Below are 20,843 nucleotides of genomic sequence, written 5' to 3' on the forward strand. Positions count from 1 at the left end.
AAACGCTCAAGGCCCGAGCCGTTGCGGCGGCTCGGGCGCATCTTGGACTAAAACGGGGCGGATAGCGTGATACGTTTCATATTGGGCAGGTTGTTCAAAGCAGTGTTCATCCTGCTGGCAATCCTTGTCTTCAATTTCCTGCTGATCCATGCGGCACCGGGCGACCCTGCGGCGGTCATGGCGGGTGAAGCAGGGGCGGCTGACGAGAAATTCCTGGCAGACCTGCGGGCGCGTTTCGGGCTGGATCAACCGCTCTACATGCAGCTGTGGCTCTATATCAAAGGCGCGGTGCAGCTCGACCTTGGCTATTCCTTCCGCCAGCAGATGCCGGTGGCCGAGATGATCGGCGACCGTCTGCCGGCGACGCTCTTGCTGACCGGGGTGGCCTTTGTGCTGTCGCTGGTGTTGGGCGTGACCGCCGGTGTCGCGGCCTCGGCCCGGCAGGGGCGGTGGGGCGACACGCTCATCTCCTCTTTCGCGCTGCTGTTCTATGCCACGCCGCTCTTTTGGGTCGCTCTGATGGCGACGCTGGTGTTTTCGGTCTGGCTCGAATGGCTGCCGGGCTTTGGCTATTCGACCATCGGGGCGGGCTATACGGGGCTGGCCCATGTGCTGGATGTGGCGAAACATCTGGTCCTGCCGGCCACCACCCTGGGGCTGTTCTTCACGGCGATCTACATGCGCATGACCCGGGCCTCGATGCTCGAAGTCTCGCGGCTCGATTTTGTCAAAACCGCCCGCGCCAAGGGGCTGAACCGCGGCGTGATCCAACGGCGGCACATCCTGCGCAACGCGCTCTTGCCGGTGATCACGCTGGCCGGGCTTCAGGCCGGGCAGATCTTTGGCGGGGCGATCCTGACTGAGACCGTCTTTGCCTGGCCCGGCATCGGGCGGCTGATGTTCGAGGCGATCAACCAGCGCGATTACAATGTGATCCTCGGGGTCTTTTATATTTCGGCGGCCATGGTGCTGCTGTTCAACCTGATCACGGATGTCATCTATGTCATTGTTGATCCGCGGATAAGGCTGACGACATGATGAGCTTTTGGAAACGTTTCAGCTATAACCGGGGCGCGGTCATTGGTCTGGTGATCCTGACCTTCGTGGTTGTCGCCGCCATCCTCGCGCCCATCCTCTTCCCGCAAAGCCCGTGGAAAATGGTGCAGCGTCCCTTCCTGCCGCCCTTCACCCAAGACGGGTTGCTCTTGGGCACCGACGCGCTTGGCCGCGATGTTCTGGCGGGGCTCGCGCATGGCGCTTACGTGAGCCTGCTGGTCGGGCTGGTCTCGACCATCGTGGCGCTGGCGATCGGAGTGCCGGTGGGCGCGGCGGCAGGGTATTTCGCCGGTCGGATCGACGACGCGCTCATGCGCTTTACCGAGTTCTTTCAGACCATCCCCAGCTTTGCCTTGGCGATCGTGCTCTTGGCGATCTTTCAACCCAGCCTGACCTTTGTCATCATCGCGATCTCCATCGTGTCATGGCCGCCGGTGGCGCGTCTGGTGCGCGGCGAGGTGCTGTCGCTCAGAACCCGCGAGTTTGTCGAGGCGGCGAGCCTCTCGGGCCTCGGCAACATGCAGATCATCACGCGGCATATTCTGCCCAACGCGCTGCCGCCGATCATCGTGCTGGCCTCGCTCATGGTGGCGCAGGCGATCCTGCTGGAAAGCTCGCTGTCCTTTCTGGGGCTGGGCGATCCGAACATCATGTCCTGGGGCTATATGATCGGGGCCGCGCGCACCGTGATCCGCACCGCCTGGTGGCTGTCCTTCCTGCCCGGCATGGCGATCCTTTTGACCGTGCTGGCGCTGAACCTGATCGGCGAGGGGCTGAACGACGCGCTGAACCCGCGATTGACGAGGAAATCCGAATGACCCTGCTTAGCATCCGTGACCTGTCCATCGCTCTGCCGGTGGGGGCCGATCGGCTCTATGCCGCGAAGGACATCAATTTTGACCTCGCCCCGGGCGAAATCCTCTGCATCGTGGGCGAAAGCGGGTCGGGCAAATCCATGTCGGCCAATGCGGTGATGGGGCTCTTGCCGCAGGGGGTGTTGCCCGAAAAGGGCAGCATCACCTTCGACGGCCAGTCGATCCTTGGCCTGTCGGAGAAAGAGATGTTGAAGCTGCGCGGCAGCCGCATCTCGATGATCTTTCAAGAGCCGCTCAGCGCGCTGAACCCGCTGATGCGCATCGGCGCGCAGATCGCGGAGGTCTTCGAGGCGCATGGCGCGCTCACCGGGGCCGAGCGGCGGGCGCGGGCGCTGAAACTGCTGGAGGAGGTCGGCATCCCTGACCCCGAAGCGGCGATCCGCGCCTATCCGTTCCAACTCTCGGGCGGACAGCGCCAGCGGGTGATGATCGCCATGGCCTTGGCGTTGGAGCCGGACATCCTGATCGCGGATGAGCCGACCACCGCGCTCGATGTGACCACGCAGGCGCAGATCCTCACGCTGATCGAAGACCTGCGGCGCAAACGCGGCATGGCGGTGATCTTCATCACCCATGACTTTGGCGTGGTGGCCGATATCGCCGACCGGGTGATCGTCATGAAAAAGGGCGAGATCGTAGAGGCTGGCCCGGCCCAAGAGGTGCTGCTGAAACCCCAGCACCCCTATACCCGCGCCCTGATTGACGCGATTCCCCGGCTGACGAAAACCGAAGCCGCGGAGGAGGTCGAACGCAAACCGCTTCTAAAGGTCGAAGGGCTGCAAAAGACCTTTTCGACCGGTTCTGGCACGCTTTTCGGCAAGCGCCGGGTGGTGAAAGCCGTGCAGGACGTGAGCTTCGAGCTTTACGCAGGCGAAACCATCGGCATCGTCGGGGAATCCGGCTCGGGCAAATCCACCGTCGGCCGCTGTCTGGTGCGGCTCCTGGACCCCGACGGGGGCCGCGTGCTGATGGACGGCGTCGACATCGCGGAAATGTCGGGGGCTGAGTTGCGCGCGCAGCGGCGCAAGTTGCAGATGATCTTCCAAGACCCGTTTTCCTCGCTCAACCCCCGCGCCCGCGTGTCGCGTATCCTGACCGAAGGGCTGATCGCCTATGGCACGCCCGACAAAGAGGCCAAGGCCAAGGCCCGCGAACTGCTGGAACTGGTCGGGCTGGACGAAAGCGCGATGAAGCGTTTCCCGCATGAGTTCTCGGGCGGGCAACGGCAGCGGATCGGCATCGCCCGCGCGCTGGCGCTGGAGCCTTCGATCATCATTGCGGATGAGGCCGTCTCGGCGCTGGACGTCTCCATTCAGGCGCAGGTGCTGGACCTGCTGGCCGAGCTGAAAACCCGGCTGCATCTGTCGATGCTCTTCATCACCCATGACCTGCGCGTCGCGGCCCGCATTTGCGACCGGATCATCGTGATGCAAAAAGGCCAGATCGTCGAAGCCGGGCCGGTCAGCAAAGTGCTGCATCACCCCGACACCGCCTATACCCAAAGCCTGCTCGACGCGATTCCGGGGCAGGAATACGAACGCGCGCTGGCGCAGGCCGAATAGGGGCCGCGCTGGCGCCTCACCAAGGATGGAATGACGGATGAGCAATGCGGCACAGGGGCCAAGAACGCTTCTTTTGACCGGCGCGAGCCGGGGCATTGGCCATGCCACCGCCAAGACCTTTGCCGAAAACGGCTGGCGCGTGATCGGCTGTTCGCGGCAGGCGTTTTCGCCGGAATGCCCCTGGCCGGGCGGGGCCCAGGACCATGTGCAGGTCGATCTCAGCGATCCCAACAAGACGATCGATGCCGTCGAGCGGATCAAGACCCTGCTTGATGGGCAGCCGCTGCACGCGCTGGTCAATAACGCGGGCATTTCGCCAAAGGACGCGGATGGCGGGCGGCTCAACACGCTCGACACCGACCTGCGGGTCTGGGGGGAGGTCTTTCACGTCAATTTCTTCGCTTCCGTCGTGCTCGCGCGGGGGCTGCGGGAGGAACTGTCGCTCGGGCGCGGCTCGGTGGTGAATGTGACCTCCATCGCGGGCTCACGTGTGCATCCTTTCGCCGGGGCCGCCTATGCCACTTCCAAGGCCGCATTGGCCGCGCTGACCCGCGAGATGGCGCATGATTTCGGCCCGCTCGGGGTCCGCGTCAACGCCGTGGCCCCCGGCGAGGTCGAAACCGCGATCCTCAGCGAAGGCACCGACAAGATCATCGAAACCGTGCCGATGCGGCGCCTGGGCCAGCCCGAAGAGGTCGCCCGCGCGATCTATTTCCTTTGCACCGAGGCAAGCTCCTATGTTTCCGGCACAGAGATCGAGGTGAACGGCGGCCAGCACGTCTGAAGCCCGAGGGGCGGCGTTCATGGCCGGGATGCCCGCGTTTTTGCGGTGCGGCGTGGCGTTATTGGCAGCGCGCACTTGACTTCCCCACCGCCAATAGGTGTACCTGCGCAAAACCGGAATTAGCCCTAGGAAGGGACCATCATGCACGCCTATCGCAGCCATACCTGTGCCGATCTGAGCCTCGAGAACCAAGGCGACAACGTGCGCCTGTCCGGCTGGGTGCACCGTGTGCGAGATCACGGCGGCGTTCTCTTCCTTGATCTGCGCGATCATTACGGCATCACCCAGGTGATCTGCGACCCCGACAGCCCGGCCTTTGCCGAGATGGAGAAGGTCCGCGCCGAATGGTGTCTGCGCATCGACGGGACGGTCAAGGCCCGCGACGCAAGCCTTGTGAACCCCAAGCTGCCCACCGGTGAGATCGAAGTCTATGCCCGCGACATCGAAGTGCTGGGTGCTGCTGCCGAACTGCCGCTTCAGGTCTTTGGCGATCAGGAATACCCGGAAGAAACCCGGCTACGCTACCGCTACCTCGACCTGCGCCGCGAGAAGATGCAGCAGAACATGACCCTGCGCTCTGACGTGGTGGCCTCGATCCGCAAGCGCATGTGGGATCAGAACTTCCGCGAATTCCAGACGCCGATTATCACCGCATCCTCCCCCGAGGGCGCGCGCGACTTTCTGGTGCCCTCGCGTCTGCATCCGGGCAAGTTCTACGCCCTGCCGCAGGCCCCGCAGCAGTTCAAACAGCTGCTCATGGTCTCGGGCTTTGACAAATATTTCCAGATCGCGCCCTGCTTCCGCGACGAAGACCCGCGCGCCGACCGGTCGCCCACCGATTTCTACCAGCTTGATATGGAGATGTCCTTTGTCACCCAGCAGGACGTGTTCGACACGATCCAGCCGGTGATCGCGGGCATCTTCGAAGAGTTCGGCGGCGGCAAGAAGGTCGACGAGACCTGGGAGCAGATTTCCTACAAGGACGCGGCGCTCTGGTATGGCTCGGACAAGCCCGACCTGCGCAACCCGATCAAAATGCAGGTGGTCTCGGACCATTTCCGCGATTCCGGCTTCGCGATCTTCGCCAAACTGCTGGAGCAGGACGGCACCGAGATCCGCGCGATCCCCGCGCCCACCGGCGGCAGCCGCAAGTTCTGTGACCGGATGAACGCTTTCGCGCAGAAGGAAGGTCTGCCCGGCATGGGCTATATCTTCTGGCGCGATCAGGGCAATGGGATGGAAGCGGCAGGCCCCTTGGCCAAGAACATCGGCCCCGAGCGCACCGAAGCGATCCGCCAGCAATTGGGGTTGGGCGTCGGCGATGCGGCCTTCTTCCTTGGCGGCAAGCCCAAGTCCTTTGAGGCCGTTGCAGGTCGCGCGCGCAATGTGATCGGCGAAGAGCTGGGCCTCACCGACAAGGAGCGTTTCGCCTTTGCCTGGGTCGTGGATTTCCCGATTTATGAAAAGGACGAAGAGACCGGCAAGATCGACTTTGAACACAACCCTTTCTCCATGCCGCAAGGCGGGATGGAGGCGCTGCAAGGCGATCCGCTTGAGGTGCTCGGCTATCAATATGACCTCGCCTGCAACGGCTATGAGCTCGTCTCCGGCGCGATCCGGAACCACAAGCCAGAGATCATGTTCAAAGCCTTCGAGATCGCGGGCTACGGAGAAGACGAGGTGCGCAAGCGTTTCGGCGGCATGGTTAACGCTTTCCAATACGGCGCCCCGCCCCACGGTGGCTGCGCAGCCGGGATCGACCGGATCGTAATGCTGCTGGCCGAAGAGGCGAACATCCGTGAGGTGATCCTCTTCCCGATGAACCAGCGTGCCGAAGACCTGATGATGGACGCGCCCAGCGAGCCGACCAGCGATCAGCTGATGGAACTGGGCCTGCGGGTGATCCCGCAGGAATAAGCGCGGGCCCCTTCGGTTTGACAGACGCAAAAACGCATCGGCGCGGGCCGGTGCGTTTTCTGTTTCACATGGGGTGGGTGCGGCGGTCAGTCTTCCAGACTGTCTTCGCGCTTTTCGTCAATCAGCTTGGCTTCCTTTTCCTTGCGCTCAAGAAAGGCCGCGCCGAATTTGTCATTGTCCTCTTCCCCGATCACCTTTTTGGCGCGGGTGAAAAGCTCTTCCTCTTCCTCGTCCATATGATGTTCATAGTCATGTTTCAGCTTCTTGAATGTGGTCAGCCAGGCGGATGAGGACATTTCCGTCTCCCGCAGCTCTTCCATCAGGTCATCGAGCTGCTGATGCTCATGCACCGAATGGCGAGCGTGATCCTGTCCCCAGGTTTCCGACATCAGTTTGGAATAAAAGGTTTCTTCCTCCGCCGCCGCATGGGATTTCACGTCGTTGTAAAACCGGTCCCAAGCTTCGCGGCGCTCGGCGCTGTCGCCTTCGGTGTCGGCGATGGTGTTGAGCAGGCTGCGGTGATCGTCGTGATCGTCTTTGATCGCATCATAAATGGAGGGCATTGCAATATCCTTTGGTGGCACCTTCTTATAACGCCACAGCGCTCTGCCGGTTCCTCCGCTAGAAGATCGCCCCGCTGGGGGCCGAGCTTGCGACATGTTGGATGATGCCATCGGCTTTGGCATGAAGCGACGCTAGAACCACCACGAAAAGCCCAAGGGCATTCGCGCTGAGCACGATCCAATCGACCGGTTTCGACGCGGCCGGGGGGTGCTCTGGCTCTCTCGGCTGGCTCATGTCACGCTCCTCTCATCCGGTCTTTGCAGACAACATAAGGCTGGACGCTGAATGTGGCATGAATGTGGGGCGGTTTCGTTTCTTTCGCGGTGTTTTCTTCCACGGGGCGGGGGTGTTCCGTCGCTGAGGGCGCCGGCTGGCCGCTGCCTGCCGAGAAACAATGCCGTGAGCGCCGGCGCGCCTCTGCCCTCACAGCAATAGACGCTCCCGTGACCGCTTCAAAACGGGGGGCAAGATCGGCCCGACGCCGCTAGATCGCCATCTTGTCCGAGAGCCGATGTTGGATCAATCCGGCCAATGCCGCTGTCTCCGAACGCGCGGGCTGTCCCAGGGCGCGTTTATGTGCCAGGGCGCGCGCGGCGGCCTCAAGCACGCTGTCATCTGCGGCCCGCGCCACGCCGCAGAGAAATTGCGCGACATAGTCGAGTGCGTGTTCATCAGGGGGGTCATCCAGAACGTCAGCGATATGGGCCATGTCATCTTGATAGGCGATGCGGTCGGGGGCCACGTTTTCATCCGGCAGTACGCGCGGGCCCATGGGGCGGCGGTGGCTCGGCAGGGTGGATAAGATCGCCTCCTGAAAAGACGAAAGCGAGGTGATGGGTTTGGCCAGGAACCCATCGACCCCCGCCGCACGCGCGTCCGGCTCCATATGGCTGTCGCCAGAGATGGCGATGATCGCTTCGATTCGCGGCTGGCCATGCGTCAGTTCCGCGATCAGGTCCAGCCCGCTGCCATCGGGCAGGCCCAGATCGACAAGCGCGACAGAGGGGCGGTAGACCTGCAAATGCCGCCGCGCCGAGCGCAGGCAGTCAGCCCGGCGGATGCGCGCACCGGAGCGCAGGCAGAGCAAGCGCATCGCTTCGCAGGCGAAGCGGCTGTCTTCGACCACCAGAACGGTCAGGCCCAAGAGGGGCCGCGCCGCCGTGGGGGCAGGGGTTGTTTTCGGAAAAAGGTCAAGATCGTCCATCATCGCCTCCAACAGCATCCGCGTGGCCATGGTTACGCCGCGTTGCCTAACGACGCGTTAACGTGACGCATTGTCGTTCAGCGGATCGGGGGGCATATTGCGCCCGACTTAGCAGGAGAACCCAGAATGATCGGACGTCTCAACCACGTGGCCATCGCGGTGCCAGACCTCGACGCGGCGGCGGATCAGTACCGCCAGGCGCTTGGCGCCGCCGTCGGTGCCCCGCAGGAAGAGCCGGATCACGGCGTCACCGTGATCTTTATCGAACTGCCAAACACCAAGATCGAATTGTTGCATCCTTTGGGCGATGACAGCCCGATCAACGGCTTTCTTGAGAAAAACCCCGCAGGTGGCATCCACCACATCTGCTATGAGGTCGACGACATCATCGCGGCGCGGGACCATCTGAAATCCACCGGCGCGCGGGTGCTGGGCTCGGGCGAGCCCAAGATCGGCGCCCATGGCAAACCGGTGCTGTTCCTGCATCCCAAGGATTTCAACGGCGCGCTCGTCGAGCTTGAGGAGGTCTGAGCATGGGTATCGTATCGGGACTCGTTCTCTTTGCCGTCATCTGGTCGATGACATTCATGATCGCCCTGCCGATCCGGGTGCAGACCCAGGGCGATCTCGGCGCGGTCGTGCCCGGCACCCATGCCGGGGCGCCGGAGCATCATCATCTTGGGCGCAAGGCGCTTTGGACCACGCTGGTGGCTGTCATCCTCTGGGCGATCAGCGCCACGATCATCCTGTCGGGCTGGATCAGCGTTGCGGATATCGAAGGCTGGCTGCATCCGAATGCGGCACCAGCGCATGGTACAGGTGGGTAAAGGTCGCCGCGCCCAGGATCGGGACCAATAGGTTGATGAGCGGCACCGAGAGCGGCACCGCCATCAGCACCCCGGCGATCCAGATCGTCCCCGCATGGCGGCGGCGCAGGCGTTTGGTCACGGCCCGGTCATGGCGGCGCAGCGCGGCGAGGGTGAAATACTCCCGGCCCAGCAGAAAACCGTTCAGCCCCCAGAAGATGAACAGCGCCGCCGGGGCGAAGAGCAGGTAGAGGATCAGCGCCAGCAGGTTCGCCCCGATCAGCACACCGAGGAAATTCACCCCGTCGCGTATTGAATCGCCCAGGCTCAGCCGATGCGCGGGGGGCAGGGTCGGGTAATGCACATCCTCCACCGCATCCGCCACATCGTCGAGGAACATCGACGAGATCGCAGAGGCCACGGGGATCATCAGAAAGACCGACAGGCCCAGCAGCAGAAACAGCGCCCCCCAGCTGAGCAGATCATCGAGCCAGTTGACCTCGCCCAGCCCCGGCAGGGTGGTGTTATCGGGCGTGACCCATTCCACCAGATAGGCAAAGCCCGCCGTGGCCGCGATCAGCAGCGTCAGCGACAGGCCAACCCCCAGCAGAAGCACGCGGCGAAAGCGGCGGTCGCCCAATTGCCCCATGGCGCGGGTGAAGGACCGCAGGATGACCCCTAGAGCCATGTGGTGATCCGGTCGATGTCGGGGCGCGGACGCTCGGGCGGGGCGGCGGTTTCGGTGCCGATATGGATGATGCCCGCGATGCGCTCATGCGGCGCGAGGGCAAGGCCCTCTTGCAAAAAGCCCCGGTCATGGCTCGGCCATCCGCTCAGCCAATTGGCCCCCCAGCCCGCGGCCAATGCGGCGTTGAGCAGCGCCAGACAGACAGCGCCGGCGGAATAGGTCTGTTCCAGCGGCGGGATCTTGGGCGAGGGTTTTTGCACCTCGACCACCGCCACCGCGAGATGGCCCTGATCGAACTGGCTGCGGCCCTTGGTGATGTCTTCTTCCGGCAGGCCAAGCGCTGCGCCACGGCGCTCCACAACGCTGGCCAGACGCGCCATGGCGGCGCTGTCGATCACGATAAAACGCCAGGGCTCCAGCTTGCCATGATCCGGCGTGCGCGCGGCGGCGGTGAGCAGGGGGCGCAGCGCCTCTTCGTCGGGCACCGGGGGGCGGAGCGTCTTTGCCGGGCGCGAGCGGCGGTTTTGCAAAAAGGCAAGGGCGGCGGGATCAGCTTTGGGCATGGCGGTCTCTCATAGGTCCAGTTGCCGCGCCATATCGTCGATCGACTGGCGCAGGAAGGCGTCAAAGGCGGGGGTGGGCTGGCGGATGTCAAAGGTCCGGGCCAGCGGGTCTGTGGCCTTGGTCTGGCTGTCCGCCAGGGCGGCAATCGTCGCATGGCCGCAGAAGGGGACATAGGCTTCGGAATAGCCGCCCTCATGCACCAGCACCAGCTTGCCCTCGCAGAGCATTGCAGCGGTGTCGCGGATGCGGCGGGTCATCTCGGCAAAGGTCGCGGCGGTGGCCTGCATGCGGGCCAGCGGGTCGATGATCGCCGCGTCATAGCCACAGGCGACGATGATCATATCGGGGTTGAAAGCCTCAACCGCCGGGATCACCACCCGGTCCATGGCATGAAGATAGGCGGTATGGCCTGACCCTGCATGCATCGGCAGGTTGATGTTATAGCCTTCGCCCGCGCCGCGCCCGCGATCCTCCAGCGCGCCGGTGTCGAGCGGGTAGTTCCCCATCTGGTGCAGCGAGATCGTCAGCACATCGTCACGGTCGTAATAGATCGCCTCGGTGCCATTGCCGTGATGCACGTCCCAGTCCAGCACCACCACCCGTTTGGCCAGCCCCTTGGCCTGTGCGGCCTCAATCGCGACGGGGATATTGGCGAGCAGGCAAAAGCCGTTCGGGTCATCCGGCAGGCAGTGGTGGCCGGGGGGGCGGCTGAGCGCATAGGCGTTATCAAGCGCCCCTGTCGCCACCGCATCCACCGCCGCGACCGCCAGCCCGGCGGAGAGGGCGGCGAGCTCGAACCCGCCTTTGCCAAAGGGCACGCAGCGGCCCAGCTCGCCGCCGCCGCTGTCCGACAGGCGCTTGAACTCCGCCAGATAGCTCTCGGGATGGATCCGCGCCAAGGCATCGTGGCTGGCAGGCTCGGCGCTGCTGGTGTCGAGTTCCGCAAGAAGCCCGGTCACGTCGAGCAGGTTTTTCAACCGCCGTTTGGTCTCGGGGTTTTCCGGCAGGCCACCGGCGGCCATGGGCTGCACCAGCCCGCCCGCCGGCAGGGTGAAGACATAGTTCCCGCCTGCATGCCAGAAGCAGCGTTCGTCCCAGAAAAAGCCCGTGGCCATCGTATTGCCCCCTATCCTTTTGCTGCGAAACTGGCCCAGGGCAGCGGGATTGTCCATGGGGCGGGTGGGATAGAACGCGCAGCCTGTCCTTGGGGCGGGGTGGGGACGGTATTTAAGAAAGGATGAAGGGGAAGAGGGCCTCCGCGACCGGGGTTGGTGGGCGCGGAGGGGGCGGCAGGCTGGGCGTCTTAGCCCACCATGCCCATGATCTCATAGGTGCGTTTGAGGATCGGTGCGGTGATCTCGCGGGCCTGTTCGGCGCCGCGTGCCAGAATGCGGTCGATCTCGGCTTCCTCGGCCATCAGGCGGCTCATCTCGGCGGTGATCGGGCCCATTTTCGCCACGGCGAGGTCCGCGAGCGCGGGTTTGAACGTGCCGAATTGCTGGCCGCCGACCTCTGCCAGGACCTCTTCGACCGTCTGGTCGCTGAGCGCGGCGTAGATGTTCACCAGATTGCGCGCTTCGGGGCGGTCGGCCAGGCCCGCGACCTCTGACGGGAGGGCGTCGGGATCGGTCTTGGCCTTGCGGATTTTTTTGGCGATCGTGTCGGCATCATCGGTCAGATTGATCCGGCTGGCCGGGGAAGGGTCCGATTTCGACATTTTCTTGCTGCCATCGCGCAGGGACATGACGCGGGTGGCGGCGCCTTCGATCACCGGCTCGACCAGCGGGAAGAAATCGACGCCATAGTCGTGGTTGAACTTGGCGGCGATGTCGCGGGTCAGCTCAAGATGTTGTTTCTGATCCTCGCCCACCGGCACATGGGTGGCATGGTAGATCAGGATGTCGGCGGCCATCAGCGCGGGATAGGCGAAGAGGCCCAGCGAGGCGGCCTCGGCGTTTTTGCCGGCCTTGTCCTTCCACTGGGTCATGCGGCCCATCCAGCCCATCCGCGCCACGCAGTTGAAGACCCAGGCCAGTTGCGCATGTTCCGGCACCTGGCTTTGGTTGATCAGGATAGATTTTTCCGGGTCGATGCCCGAGGCGATGAAACCGGCGCAGAGCTCGCGGGTGCTGCGCTTCAGATCCGCCGGGTCTTGCCAGACGGTGATCGCGTGAAGATCGACCATGCAATAGATCGACTGGACGCCTTGTTCCTGCGCGTCGGCAAAGCGTTTCAGCGCGCCGAGATAATTGCCCAGATGCAGGTCGCCCGAGGGCTGGATGCCGGAAAACACGCGCGGGGTGAACTGGTTCTCTGACATCAACGTACCTCTGGGCTGGAAAGTCTTGCGCGGCAGGCTTACTTCTGGCCGCGAACCCCGTCAAGGAGCGCCCATGCAAGACCCTGATCTTCAGCCCCCCGTAAACCCGCTGCCGCCCGCGGTTGTCCTGCTTTTTCTGGCCATCGCCGGGGTGGAGGTGGTGCTGTCTTTGGCCGAGGCCGGGCTGGTGGGCGGCCCCGGCGCCGTCGGCTGGCGGCTGGGGCTGGTGCGCGACTTTGGGTTTTCCGGGTTGATCTTTGACGCGATGATCGGCGCGGGGCAGTTCCCCATCGAGCATATCTGGCGCTTTGTGACCTATCCTTTCATCCATCTGGGCTTCACCCATGCGATCTTTGCTGTGGTGCTGCTCCTGGCTCTGGGCAAGATGGTGGCCGAGGCGATGGGGCAGCTGGCTTTTGTCGCGATCTTTGTGCTGTCGGGTCTGGGCGGCGCGCTGGCTTACGGCGCGCTGCTCAATGATCCGGTCTGGCTGGCAGGCGCCTATCCCAATGTCTACGGGCTGATTGGGGGCTATAGTTTCGTCATGTGGCGGCGGCTGATCGGGTCGGGCGAGCCGCAGTATCAGGCCTTTACCCTGATTGCGCTGCTGATGGGCCTGCAGCTGTTCTGGGGCATCTTTTTTGAAACCGGTCTCTTGTGGGTCGCGGAACTGGCCGGGTTTTTCTGTGGCTTTGGCCTGAGCTTTGTCGTCGCGCCTGGTGAATGGACGCGACTGCGGGCGCGGTTGCAGCAGCGTTAACCGCGCCGCATGGCGGATTTGAACTCGGAGAGGCGGAAGGCGCCGATCACCTGGCCGATGCCGAAGTAGCTGACCGCCGCGATGGCGATCAGTATGAGCAGCGCCAGCCCGCGCCACCACGGCAGGCCGAGCATCGGTTGCAGCGCCGCATTGCCGAGCCAAAGCGCCCCGCCCATCGCGGCAGAGGCGATCAGGATGCGCCAGATGCGCTTGTGAAACCGCGCGTCGAACCTGGCCGCCGCGCCATAGCGCCGTGCGCCGAGGGCGAGACAGGCAAACATGGTCCAGCCCGCCAGCGTGGCGGCAATGGCGGGGGCGAGCCAGCCGACCCAGGGCGCCAGCCCGATGGCGAGGGCCGCGTTGACCACCATGGCGACCACGGCAAAGTGAAACGGGCGGCGGGTGTCTTCGCGGGCGAAATAGACCGGTTGCAGGATTTTCTGCAGCACAAAGGCGGGCAGGCCGAGGCCATAGACCATCACCGCCGTGGCGATGGCGGCGGTGTCGTCCACGCTCGACGCGCCCCGTTCAAACAGCACGGTGACCAGCGCGAAGGGGATCACGATCAGCGCCACGGCCGAAGGGATCGTGAGCGCCAGCGAAATCTCTGCCGCGCGGCTGAGCGCGGTCTGCGCACCCTCGTCGTCCCCGGCCCGCAGGCGGCGCGACAGGTCGGGCAGCAGCACGATGCCCACGGCGATGCCGACCACACCGAGCGGCAACTGGTACAGGCGGTCGGCGGCGAAAAGCCAGGAGACCGCCTTGTCATATTGGCTTGCCACCAACTGCCCGACCACGAGGTTGATCTGCATGACGCCAGAGGCCAGGGCCGCGGGCAGGGCGATCACGATGAGGGCGCGCATGTCGGGGGTCCAGCGGGGCCGGGAAGGGCGCAGCGGAAAGCCGGCCTCCGCCGCCGCGCGCCATGTCAGCGCCAATTGCGCCACACCGGCCAGCGGGATCGACCAGACCAGCCAAAGCGCCACTTCGCCGCCAGTGAAAGCCGCGATGCTCATGGCGGCGATGACAAAGATATTCAGCAGCACCGGCGCAGCGGCGGCCACGGCAAAGCGGCCGGTGGCGTTCAGAATGCCCGAAAACAGCGCCGCCAGCGACATGCAGAGGATATAGGGGAAGACAATGCGGCCGAACCCGACGGTGAGGTCGAAACGCGCGTCCCCCACAAAGCCCTCGGCGGTGGCCCAGACCAATGCGGGCATGAAGATCATCCCCAGAGCCGTCAGCGCCAGCACCACCAGCGCGAGCCCGTTGAAAGCGTCGCGGGCAAAGGTGCCAGCGCCTTCCTGGCCTTCCAGCTTCTTGGCGAACATCGGCACGAAGGCAGCGTTGAAGGCGCCTTCGGCAAAGAAGCGGCGGAACATATTGGGCAGGCGAAAGGCGGCGACGAAGGCGTCCATCACCGGGCCGGGGCCAATCAGCGACAAGAGCAGCACTTCGCGCAGAAAGCCGAGCACGCGGCTGAGCAAGGTCCAGACACCGACAGTGAAAAAGCCGGACATAAGACGGATAGGTTTCATCGGGGGAGCCTTACATTGCGCTGCACCGTCCCTAGCGCGGGCGCTGGCGCGGCGCAATGCGGCGCGTGGCCGGGGGTGGACGCAAACCCCGCGGCAAGGGTGCGGCGGCGCTTACCCCCCGGTGGGGTAGATAAAGCCATTGATCGGATAGGTGCTGCCAAAGGCGCCGGGCCGGCTTTCCAAACGCACGGCGGACCAGTCGTTGGCCTTGGAGACATCGATCACCGCCATCCTGAGCGAGACCTGATCGCGCTTCCAATTGGCGTGATCCACCTTGATCTCACGCGGCGAGACGATCTCGGAGACCACGGCGATATGGCCCATTGGTATCGACCCGGTGGCGCGGAAGGCCATCACGGCGCCGACCACAGGCTCTTTGCCGCGCGGATAAAGCCCCTTGGCCTTGCCCCACCATGTTTCGGCATTGCCGCGGATCTGGATGCCGCTGACATTGCGGGCAAAGGGCACGCACCAAACCCGTTGACCCTTGGCGCGCATGTCCTGCGCAGTCTGCACGGCCATGAAATGGCGCTGTGGATCAATCCCGCCGAAATCAAAGCTGTCGATCCCATCAGGCGCTTTGGCGCAGGCGGTGGTCAGCAAAAGAGCGGCGCAGAGCGCCAGAAGACGCCGGTATGGCAGTGCAGCGCGTGATACGCTCATATGTCCCTCATTCATGAATTCCAGCGCTTGGGCCGGGGTGTGGAGAAGTTTGAAGATCCGCGCTCAAAAGCAAAGCGGGAAATGGCGGGTGGCAGGAAACTGCCGGTTGGGTCCGGCTTGTTGGGGAGGCTAGTCTTCGGCACGCTGGACCCCGGCGGCAATGGCGTCGCGCAGACGCTTTTCCAAAGCGCGTTGCTTGGCTTCGGCGTAATATTTCAGGCCGAACATGTCCTTGACGTAGAAAGTATCGACCACCTGCTCGCCATAGGTCGCGATCACCGCATTGGCGATATAGACGTTGGAGGCCGCCAAGGTGCGCGTCAGATCATAGAGCAGGCCGGGACGATCGCGGGTGTCGACCTCGATGATCGTGTAGATCTCGGAGCCCTCATTGTCGAAGGTGATATGGGTCGGCACCTTGAAGGCGCGTTCGCGTTTCTTGACCTTATCGCGTGATTTCAGCGCATCCCGGGCGACGATCTCACCGCGCAGGGTCTTTTCGATCATCTCGCGCAGGCGGGGCAGGCGGGAGGCTTCATAGGCGTTGTCTTCGGAATCCTGAATCCAGAAGGCATCGGTGACAAAGCCGTCCTTGGTGGTATAGCTGCGCGCATCCACGACATTGGCCCCCACCAGCGCCAGCGCCCCGGCCAGACGCGCAAAGATGCCGGGGTGATCGGCCATGACGAAACAGGCGCGGGTGGCGCCCCGGTCTTCGTCGGGGTGCAGATCAATGCGGATGTCGTCATTGCCGATGTCGCGCAGCAGCTCGGCAAAGGCGACATGGGCGGTGACGTGAAGCCCCTGCCAATAGGGCGGGTAATGCCGCGCGGTTTCCTTTTGCAGCGCCTTGCGCGGCCAGTGTTTCAACGCCGCGCGCAACGCCTTTTTGGCCTCGGCCCCGCGGTTCTCTCGGTTCAGGTCCTCCAGCCCGGTTTCCAAGGCCCGTTCGGTCTGGCGGTAAAGCGCGCGGATCAGCACGGCTTTCCAATTGTTCCAGGTGTTCGGCCCGACGCCACGAATGTCGCAGACCGTCAGCACACAGAGCAGGTCGAGCCGTTTCACCGTCTGCACCGCCTTGGCAAAGTCGCGCACCGTGCGCGGGTCGGCGATGTCGCGTTTCTGCGCCATGTCGGACATTAGCAGATGATAGCGCACCAGCCATTCGACGGTGTCGACCTCATCCCGCTTCAACCCCAGCCGGGGGCCGATGCGCCGCGCCAGTTTCGCGCCGATGATGGAATGGTCCTCGGGGCGGCCTTTGCCGATGTCATGCAGCAGCAAGGCGATATAGAGCACTTTGCGGTTCACACCGCGCTCCAGGATCGAGGAGGCGACGGGCAGTTCTTCCTCCAGCTCGCCTTTCTCGATCCGGGCCAGATGGGCGATACATTGGATGGTATGCTCATCGACCGTGTAGCTGTGATACATATTGAACTGCATCATCGCCACGATCGGCTCGAACTCGGGGATGAACGCCCCGAGCACGCCCAACTCATTCATCCGCCGCAGTGCCCGTTCGGGGTTGCCATGTTTCAGCAGCAGATCAAGAAAGATGCGCCGGGCTTCGGGGGTGCGGCGCATGTCATCGTCGATCAGCGCCAGATTGGCTTTGATCAGCCGCATGGCGTCGGGATGGATCAACATGCCGGTGCGCAGGGCTTCTTCAAAGATGCGCAGCAGGTTCAGCTTGTCCGACAGGAACGCGGCATCATCCTTCACCGCGATGCGGTTGTGCACCACCTGAAACCCGTCGCGTATCTTGGGGCGGCGGCGAAAGATCCGCTCCAGCAGCGGTTCGGCCTTCATATGGCTGGCTTCCAGACCGGTCACGAAAATCCGGGTCAGGTCGCCCACGGCGGTGGCATGGCGGAAATAGGCCTGCATAAAGACCTCTACTCCGCGCCGCCCGCCCATGTCCTCATAGCCCATGGCCTGGGCCACCAGCACCTGCATGTCAAAGGTCAGCTGTTCGGTGGCCCGGCCCGCGAGGAGGTGCAGATGCCCGCGCACGGCCCAGAGAAAGGCTTCGGCCTCGCGGAAAGTATCGTATTCATCGGCGCGGAAGACGCCGAGATCGACCAGATCGGCCACCCGGTCGACGTCATGGATGAATTTGGCGATCCAGAACAGCGAATGCAGGTCGCGCAGCCCGCCCTTGCCCTCTTTGACATTGGGCTCCACGACATAGCGCTCGCCCTGTTTCAGGTGCCGCTTATCGCGTTCTTCCAGCTTTGCCTCGATGAAGTCATGGCCCGAGCCGGAGAAGAGATCGTTTTTCAGGCTGGTCGCAAGCGCCTCTGCCAAGCTCTGATCGCCGTCGATGAAACGATGTTCCAGCAGCGCCGTCTGGATGGTGAAATCATCCGCCCCAAGGCGCAGGCATTCTTCGATGGTGCGGGTGGCATGGCCGACCTTCAGCTTCAGATCCCACAGGATATAGAGCATCGATTCAATCACGCTCTCCGACCAGGCAGTGGCCTTATAGGGGATCAGGAACAGCAGATCGACATCGGAAAAGGGGGCCATCTCGCCCCGCCCATAGCCGCCCACGCCGATCATCGCCAAACGCTCGCCCTCGGTCGGATTGGGATTGGGGTGGAGGATATGGCTGGCAACGCCCAGCACGGTGCGCAGCAGTTGATCCGTCAGATAGGTATAGGACGAGGTCATCGCCCGCGCGTCAAAGGGGGATTCAGCAAAAGCCTGTGCAATGGCGGCGCGGCCTGCCTCGCGCGTGCTGCGCAGGATCGCCACGATATCGGCGCGCAGGGCCGCGCCTTCATGGGTGGTGTCGAGCTGTGAAAGCGCCCGCCAGACGCTGTCACCATCGAAAATCTGTTCGGGGGCGCAAATCAGGCGCGGGTGTGGCCCCGCGCCTGAGGATGTTGTCGGTTTCGCCAGGTCCAATTTAGAACCCGGCGCCGCCAAAGCCACGCGGGGCCGGGTCCAGCACGACAACCCGGTTGTCACGGATCGTCGCCACGGCCAGGGCACGCTCATTGGTGCCATCCCGGCGCAGACGGAAGATGCCGCTGGCGCCTTTGAACCCCGCACCCTGGGTCAGCGCCGCGCCGGTCAGCGCGTTGGATTTGCCCGCTTTCACCAGCGAGCCGATTGCCGCCATCCCGTCAAAGGCCAGCCCGGCGAGCGGATGCGGATCATTGCCATAGGCGGCGCTGTACTGGTCGCTAAAGGCTCTGCTGGCCACAGTATCTGGCCGGGCGAACCAGCCGCCCTGCACGCCGGGCAGGTCCAGCGTCTGCGGCGGGATATCCCAGCGGGTCAGCCCCATGTATTGCGTGCTGGCCGCTTGCACCCCCGCCTCGGGAAGCAATTGCGCGAAAAGCGGCAGGGCAGTGGCCGAGGAGGTGGTCAGAAACAGCGCATCGGCGCCCGTGCTGTCGACCGCCGCTTTCACCCGCGGCACCGCGGCGACCACGGATTCCTGGCTCAGCGCATAGTCCACGGTGCCGGCAAGGGTGGCGCGGTTGGCGCTGATCGCCTGCAGAATGGCATCGCGGCCCAATTGACCGGCAAGGTCCTGGCCATGCAGGACAACGATCTTCTCCTTGCCGTTGCGCTTGGCAAAGCTCACCAGCCGGTTCGCGGTATTGGCAAAGGTCGGCCCCAGAACAAAGACGTTGCCACCCGCGATGGTCGGGTTGTTGGAAAACGACAGCACATTCACGCCCGAGGCCGCCACGGCCACCCCCGCGGCATTGGCCGCTTCGCCGTAGACCGGCCCGAGGATGACCTTGGCCCCCTCATTGACCGCCTGAGAGGCCACCGAGGCGGCTTGGCCCGCGTTGCCGGCAGTGTCATAAACGCGCAGATCGATCTGCACCCCGCCCAGATCCCGCATCGCCAGCCGGGCGGCATTTTCAAGGTTCTGCGCCAGCAGATTGTCGCTGGCCGACCCGCCGCGCGGGACCAGCAGCGCCACCGGCACAGGGGCCGAGGTATCAATGCGCGGACCGCCGGAATTGGCGCCCGTGATCGCGACAGGCTGACAGGCCGCGAGGATTGCCGCAAAGAGAGGCAACAACAGCAGGTGCATCTTCTTGCGAATGGCTCGGAAAAAGGCAATCATCGGTATTCACTCCCCGGTGGTTACAGGGCGGCAAATGCCGCCGGAACATGGCCGCGATCATAGTGACTGCGAAAGGCGGGTCCAGCGTTGAAATTCCAAAAGACAGAGCTAGCGCCAGGACTTTATTTTGTCGGCGTCCCCATCGGCACGGCGCGGGATATCACATTGCGGGCGCTGGACGTGCTGGCCTCGGCGGATGTGCTGGCGGCAGAAGATACGCGCAGCCTGCGCCGGCTGATGGAAATCCACGGGGTGCCGCTCGCCGGGCGGCAGGTGGTGGCGCTGCACGACCACAGCGGCGACGCGGTGCAAGAGCGGCTGATCGCAGCGATTGGGGAGGGGAAATCGGTGGCCTATGCCTCTGAGGCCGGGATGCCGCTGATTGCCGACCCGGGGTTCGAGCTGAGCCGCGCCGCGGCGCAGGCAGGCGTCATGCTGACCACTGCGCCGGGGCCCTCAGCGGTGCTGACAGCCCTTGCCCTGGGCGGCCTGCCCACGGATGCGTTTTTCTTTGCCGGGTTTTTGCCCAGCAGCAAGGCCGCGCGCCTGACGGCGCTGGAGAAGCTGCGGGACATACCGGGCACTCTGGTTTTTTACGAATCGCCCAAACGGCTGGGCGCCATGCTGCGGGACGCGGCCACGGCCCTGGGGGCCGGGCGGCAGGCCGCGATGTGCCGCGAGCTGACCAAGAAATTCGAAGAGGTACAGCGCGACACTCTGGAAAACCTGGCAGAGATTTACCTCGGCAAAGCGCCCAAAGGTGAGGTGGTGGTGCTGATTGACCGGGGACGTTCAGAATCTGTTAATCAACTTGACTTAGACACAGACCTGAAGCGCGCGCTGCAAGAGCATTCGATGCGCGATGCGGTGGATCTGGTCGCCAAAGCCCATGGCTTGCCCCGGCGGCAGGTCTATCAGGCCGCATTGGCGCTCGGCAAAGAGGGTTAGGAGGGATGTTTGATGGTTACCACGACTGCGCCGATACGCTCTGCGACAAAGCGACAACGGGGGCGGCTTGCCTATCACGCGGGGCTGGCTGCCGAACAACGCATTGCGCAGGACTATGAAAGACGGGGCTTTGCCGTCGCAAGGCGCCGCTGGCGCGGACAGGCGGGGGAGATTGATCTGATCCTGCGGGATGGCGCGGCATTGATCTTTGTCGAGGTCAAGCAAAGCCGCAGTTTTGCCCGCGCTGCGGAAAGCCTGTCGCAGCGACAGATGCAACGTATCTACCAATCGGCGGAGGAGTTTCTCGCCGGGGAACCCGCCGGCAGTCTGACGGAGGTACGTTTCGATGTCGCCCTTGTCGACGGGCAGGGGGGCACTGAAATCATTGAAAATGCCTTTGGTCTGGGCTGACCTATTGCGCCCCTGCAGCTGCTGCGCCATCTAAGGGAGGTCCTTTTCACCCTATGCCATTGGTCTGGGTCGGGACGTGACCGAGGCAAG

At 63.8% G+C, this 20,843-nt stretch carries 21 protein-coding genes; 10 read left to right on the plus strand and 11 right to left on the minus strand.

Annotated features, from left to right (window positions below; genetic code table 11):
- The first annotated feature begins 66 nt into the window (after positions 1–66).
- The 5 genes from AB4M76_RS00745 to aspS all read left to right on the plus strand — a co-directional run bounded on the left by AB4M76_RS00745 (position 67) and on the right by aspS (position 6,194).
- Positions 67–1,038: an ABC transporter permease gene (locus AB4M76_RS00745; RefSeq protein WP_368439944.1), complete on the plus strand. Its 972-nt coding sequence runs from the start codon at positions 67–69 to the stop codon at positions 1,036–1,038.
- Positions 1,035–1,874: an ABC transporter permease gene (locus AB4M76_RS00750; protein WP_368439945.1), complete on the plus strand. Its 840-nt coding sequence runs from the start codon at positions 1,035–1,037 to the stop codon at positions 1,872–1,874. Before AB4M76_RS00745 ends, AB4M76_RS00750 begins: the two co-directional genes overlap by 4 nt.
- On the plus strand, positions 1,871–3,493 hold the full coding sequence (locus tag AB4M76_RS00755; RefSeq protein WP_368439946.1) for an ABC transporter ATP-binding protein: 1,623 nt from the start codon (positions 1,871–1,873) through the stop codon (positions 3,491–3,493). Before AB4M76_RS00750 ends, AB4M76_RS00755 begins: the two co-directional genes overlap by 4 nt.
- A gap of 37 nt (positions 3,494–3,530) precedes the next feature.
- Positions 3,531–4,277 carry an SDR family NAD(P)-dependent oxidoreductase gene (locus tag AB4M76_RS00760; RefSeq protein WP_368439947.1) on the plus strand — a complete coding sequence of 249 codons (747 nt, stop codon included), beginning with the start codon at positions 3,531–3,533 and terminating at the stop codon, positions 4,275–4,277.
- 141 nt (positions 4,278–4,418) lie between these two features.
- Positions 4,419–6,194 (plus strand): aspartate--tRNA ligase, encoded by a 1,776-nt coding sequence (aspS, locus tag AB4M76_RS00765; RefSeq protein ID WP_368439948.1) that lies wholly within the window; start codon positions 4,419–4,421, stop codon positions 6,192–6,194.
- A gap of 86 nt (positions 6,195–6,280) precedes the next feature.
- Here aspS and AB4M76_RS00770 read toward each other — a convergent pair whose 3' ends face one another.
- The 3 genes from AB4M76_RS00770 to AB4M76_RS00780 form a co-directional block, all read right to left on the minus strand.
- The gene (locus AB4M76_RS00770; RefSeq protein WP_368439949.1) at positions 6,281–6,757 is read right to left on the minus strand and encodes a hemerythrin domain-containing protein; all 477 of its coding nucleotides are present in this window, start codon (positions 6,755–6,757) and stop codon (positions 6,281–6,283) included.
- Positions 6,758–6,815: 58 nt separating this feature from the next.
- Positions 6,816–6,992 (minus strand): hypothetical protein, encoded by a 177-nt coding sequence (locus tag AB4M76_RS00775; RefSeq protein ID WP_368439950.1) that lies wholly within the window; start codon positions 6,990–6,992, stop codon positions 6,816–6,818.
- Between the two features lie 250 nt (positions 6,993–7,242).
- Positions 7,243–7,962, minus strand: a complete 720-nt coding sequence (locus tag AB4M76_RS00780; RefSeq protein ID WP_368440005.1) for a response regulator — start codon at positions 7,960–7,962, stop codon at positions 7,243–7,245.
- A 126-nt stretch (positions 7,963–8,088) separates the two neighbouring features.
- On the opposite strand from AB4M76_RS00780, the gene mce reads away from it, so the two are divergent.
- Positions 8,089–8,493 (plus strand): methylmalonyl-CoA epimerase, encoded by a 405-nt coding sequence (gene mce / locus AB4M76_RS00785; protein ID WP_368439951.1) that lies wholly within the window; start codon positions 8,089–8,091, stop codon positions 8,491–8,493.
- A gap of 2 nt (positions 8,494–8,495) precedes the next feature.
- Positions 8,496–8,789, plus strand: a complete 294-nt coding sequence (locus AB4M76_RS00790) for a DUF1467 family protein (protein ID WP_368439952.1) — start codon at positions 8,496–8,498, stop codon at positions 8,787–8,789.
- On the opposite strand, the gene AB4M76_RS00795 is transcribed toward AB4M76_RS00790, so the two are convergent.
- From AB4M76_RS00795 to trpS, 4 genes are all read right to left on the minus strand, one after another.
- On the minus strand, positions 8,722–9,456 hold the full coding sequence (locus AB4M76_RS00795; protein ID WP_368439953.1) for an EI24 domain-containing protein: 735 nt from the start codon (positions 9,454–9,456) through the stop codon (positions 8,722–8,724). The two genes, AB4M76_RS00790 and AB4M76_RS00795, sit on opposite strands and share 68 nt — an antisense overlap.
- Entirely contained in the window at positions 9,447–10,019 is a 573-nt protein-coding gene (locus AB4M76_RS00800) for a nitroreductase family protein (RefSeq protein ID WP_368439954.1), read from the minus strand. Before AB4M76_RS00800 ends, AB4M76_RS00795 begins: the two co-directional genes overlap by 10 nt.
- Before the next feature lie 9 nt (positions 10,020–10,028).
- Positions 10,029–11,135 carry a class II histone deacetylase gene (locus AB4M76_RS00805; RefSeq protein ID WP_368439955.1) on the minus strand — a complete coding sequence of 369 codons (1,107 nt, stop codon included), beginning with the start codon at positions 11,133–11,135 and terminating at the stop codon, positions 10,029–10,031.
- 188 nt (positions 11,136–11,323) lie between these two features.
- Positions 11,324–12,340, minus strand: a complete 1,017-nt coding sequence (gene trpS / locus AB4M76_RS00810) for a tryptophan--tRNA ligase (RefSeq protein ID WP_368439956.1) — start codon at positions 12,338–12,340, stop codon at positions 11,324–11,326.
- 73 nt (positions 12,341–12,413) lie between these two features.
- Between trpS and AB4M76_RS00815 the strand changes: the two genes are divergently transcribed.
- Complete coding sequence (locus AB4M76_RS00815) at positions 12,414–13,100, plus strand: rhomboid family intramembrane serine protease (RefSeq protein ID WP_368439957.1); 687 nt, start codon at positions 12,414–12,416, stop codon at positions 13,098–13,100.
- Here the strand turns inward: AB4M76_RS00815 and murJ are convergent.
- The 4 genes from murJ to AB4M76_RS00835 form a co-directional block, all read right to left on the minus strand.
- Positions 13,097–14,638 carry a murein biosynthesis integral membrane protein MurJ gene (murJ, locus tag AB4M76_RS00820; RefSeq protein WP_368439958.1) on the minus strand — a complete coding sequence of 514 codons (1,542 nt, stop codon included), beginning with the start codon at positions 14,636–14,638 and terminating at the stop codon, positions 13,097–13,099. The genes AB4M76_RS00815 and murJ overlap by 4 nt on opposite strands.
- Before the next feature lie 111 nt (positions 14,639–14,749).
- Complete coding sequence (locus AB4M76_RS00825; protein ID WP_368439959.1) at positions 14,750–15,301, minus strand: CHAP domain-containing protein; 552 nt, start codon at positions 15,299–15,301, stop codon at positions 14,750–14,752.
- 129 nt (positions 15,302–15,430) lie between these two features.
- Positions 15,431–18,211 carry a [protein-PII] uridylyltransferase gene (locus AB4M76_RS00830; RefSeq protein WP_368439960.1) on the minus strand — a complete coding sequence of 927 codons (2,781 nt, stop codon included), beginning with the start codon at positions 18,209–18,211 and terminating at the stop codon, positions 15,431–15,433.
- 1 nt (position 18,212) lies between these two features.
- Positions 18,213–19,394: a penicillin-binding protein activator gene (locus AB4M76_RS00835; protein WP_368439961.1), complete on the minus strand. Its 1,182-nt coding sequence runs from the start codon at positions 19,392–19,394 to the stop codon at positions 18,213–18,215.
- A gap of 87 nt (positions 19,395–19,481) precedes the next feature.
- Here AB4M76_RS00835 and rsmI point away from each other — a divergent pair, with 87 nt between their 5' ends.
- Positions 19,482–20,342, plus strand: coding sequence for a 16S rRNA (cytidine(1402)-2'-O)-methyltransferase (gene rsmI / locus AB4M76_RS00840; RefSeq protein WP_368439962.1), 861 nt, complete (start codon positions 19,482–19,484; stop codon positions 20,340–20,342).
- A gap of 12 nt (positions 20,343–20,354) precedes the next feature.
- The gene (locus AB4M76_RS00845; RefSeq protein WP_368439963.1) at positions 20,355–20,753 is read left to right on the plus strand and encodes a YraN family protein; all 399 of its coding nucleotides are present in this window, start codon (positions 20,355–20,357) and stop codon (positions 20,751–20,753) included.
- Positions 20,754–20,843 lie beyond the last annotated feature (90 nt).

Source organism: Sulfitobacter sp. PS-8MA, from assembly GCF_040933935.1.
In the GTDB taxonomy this organism is placed as follows: domain Bacteria; phylum Pseudomonadota; class Alphaproteobacteria; order Rhodobacterales; family Rhodobacteraceae; genus Sulfitobacter.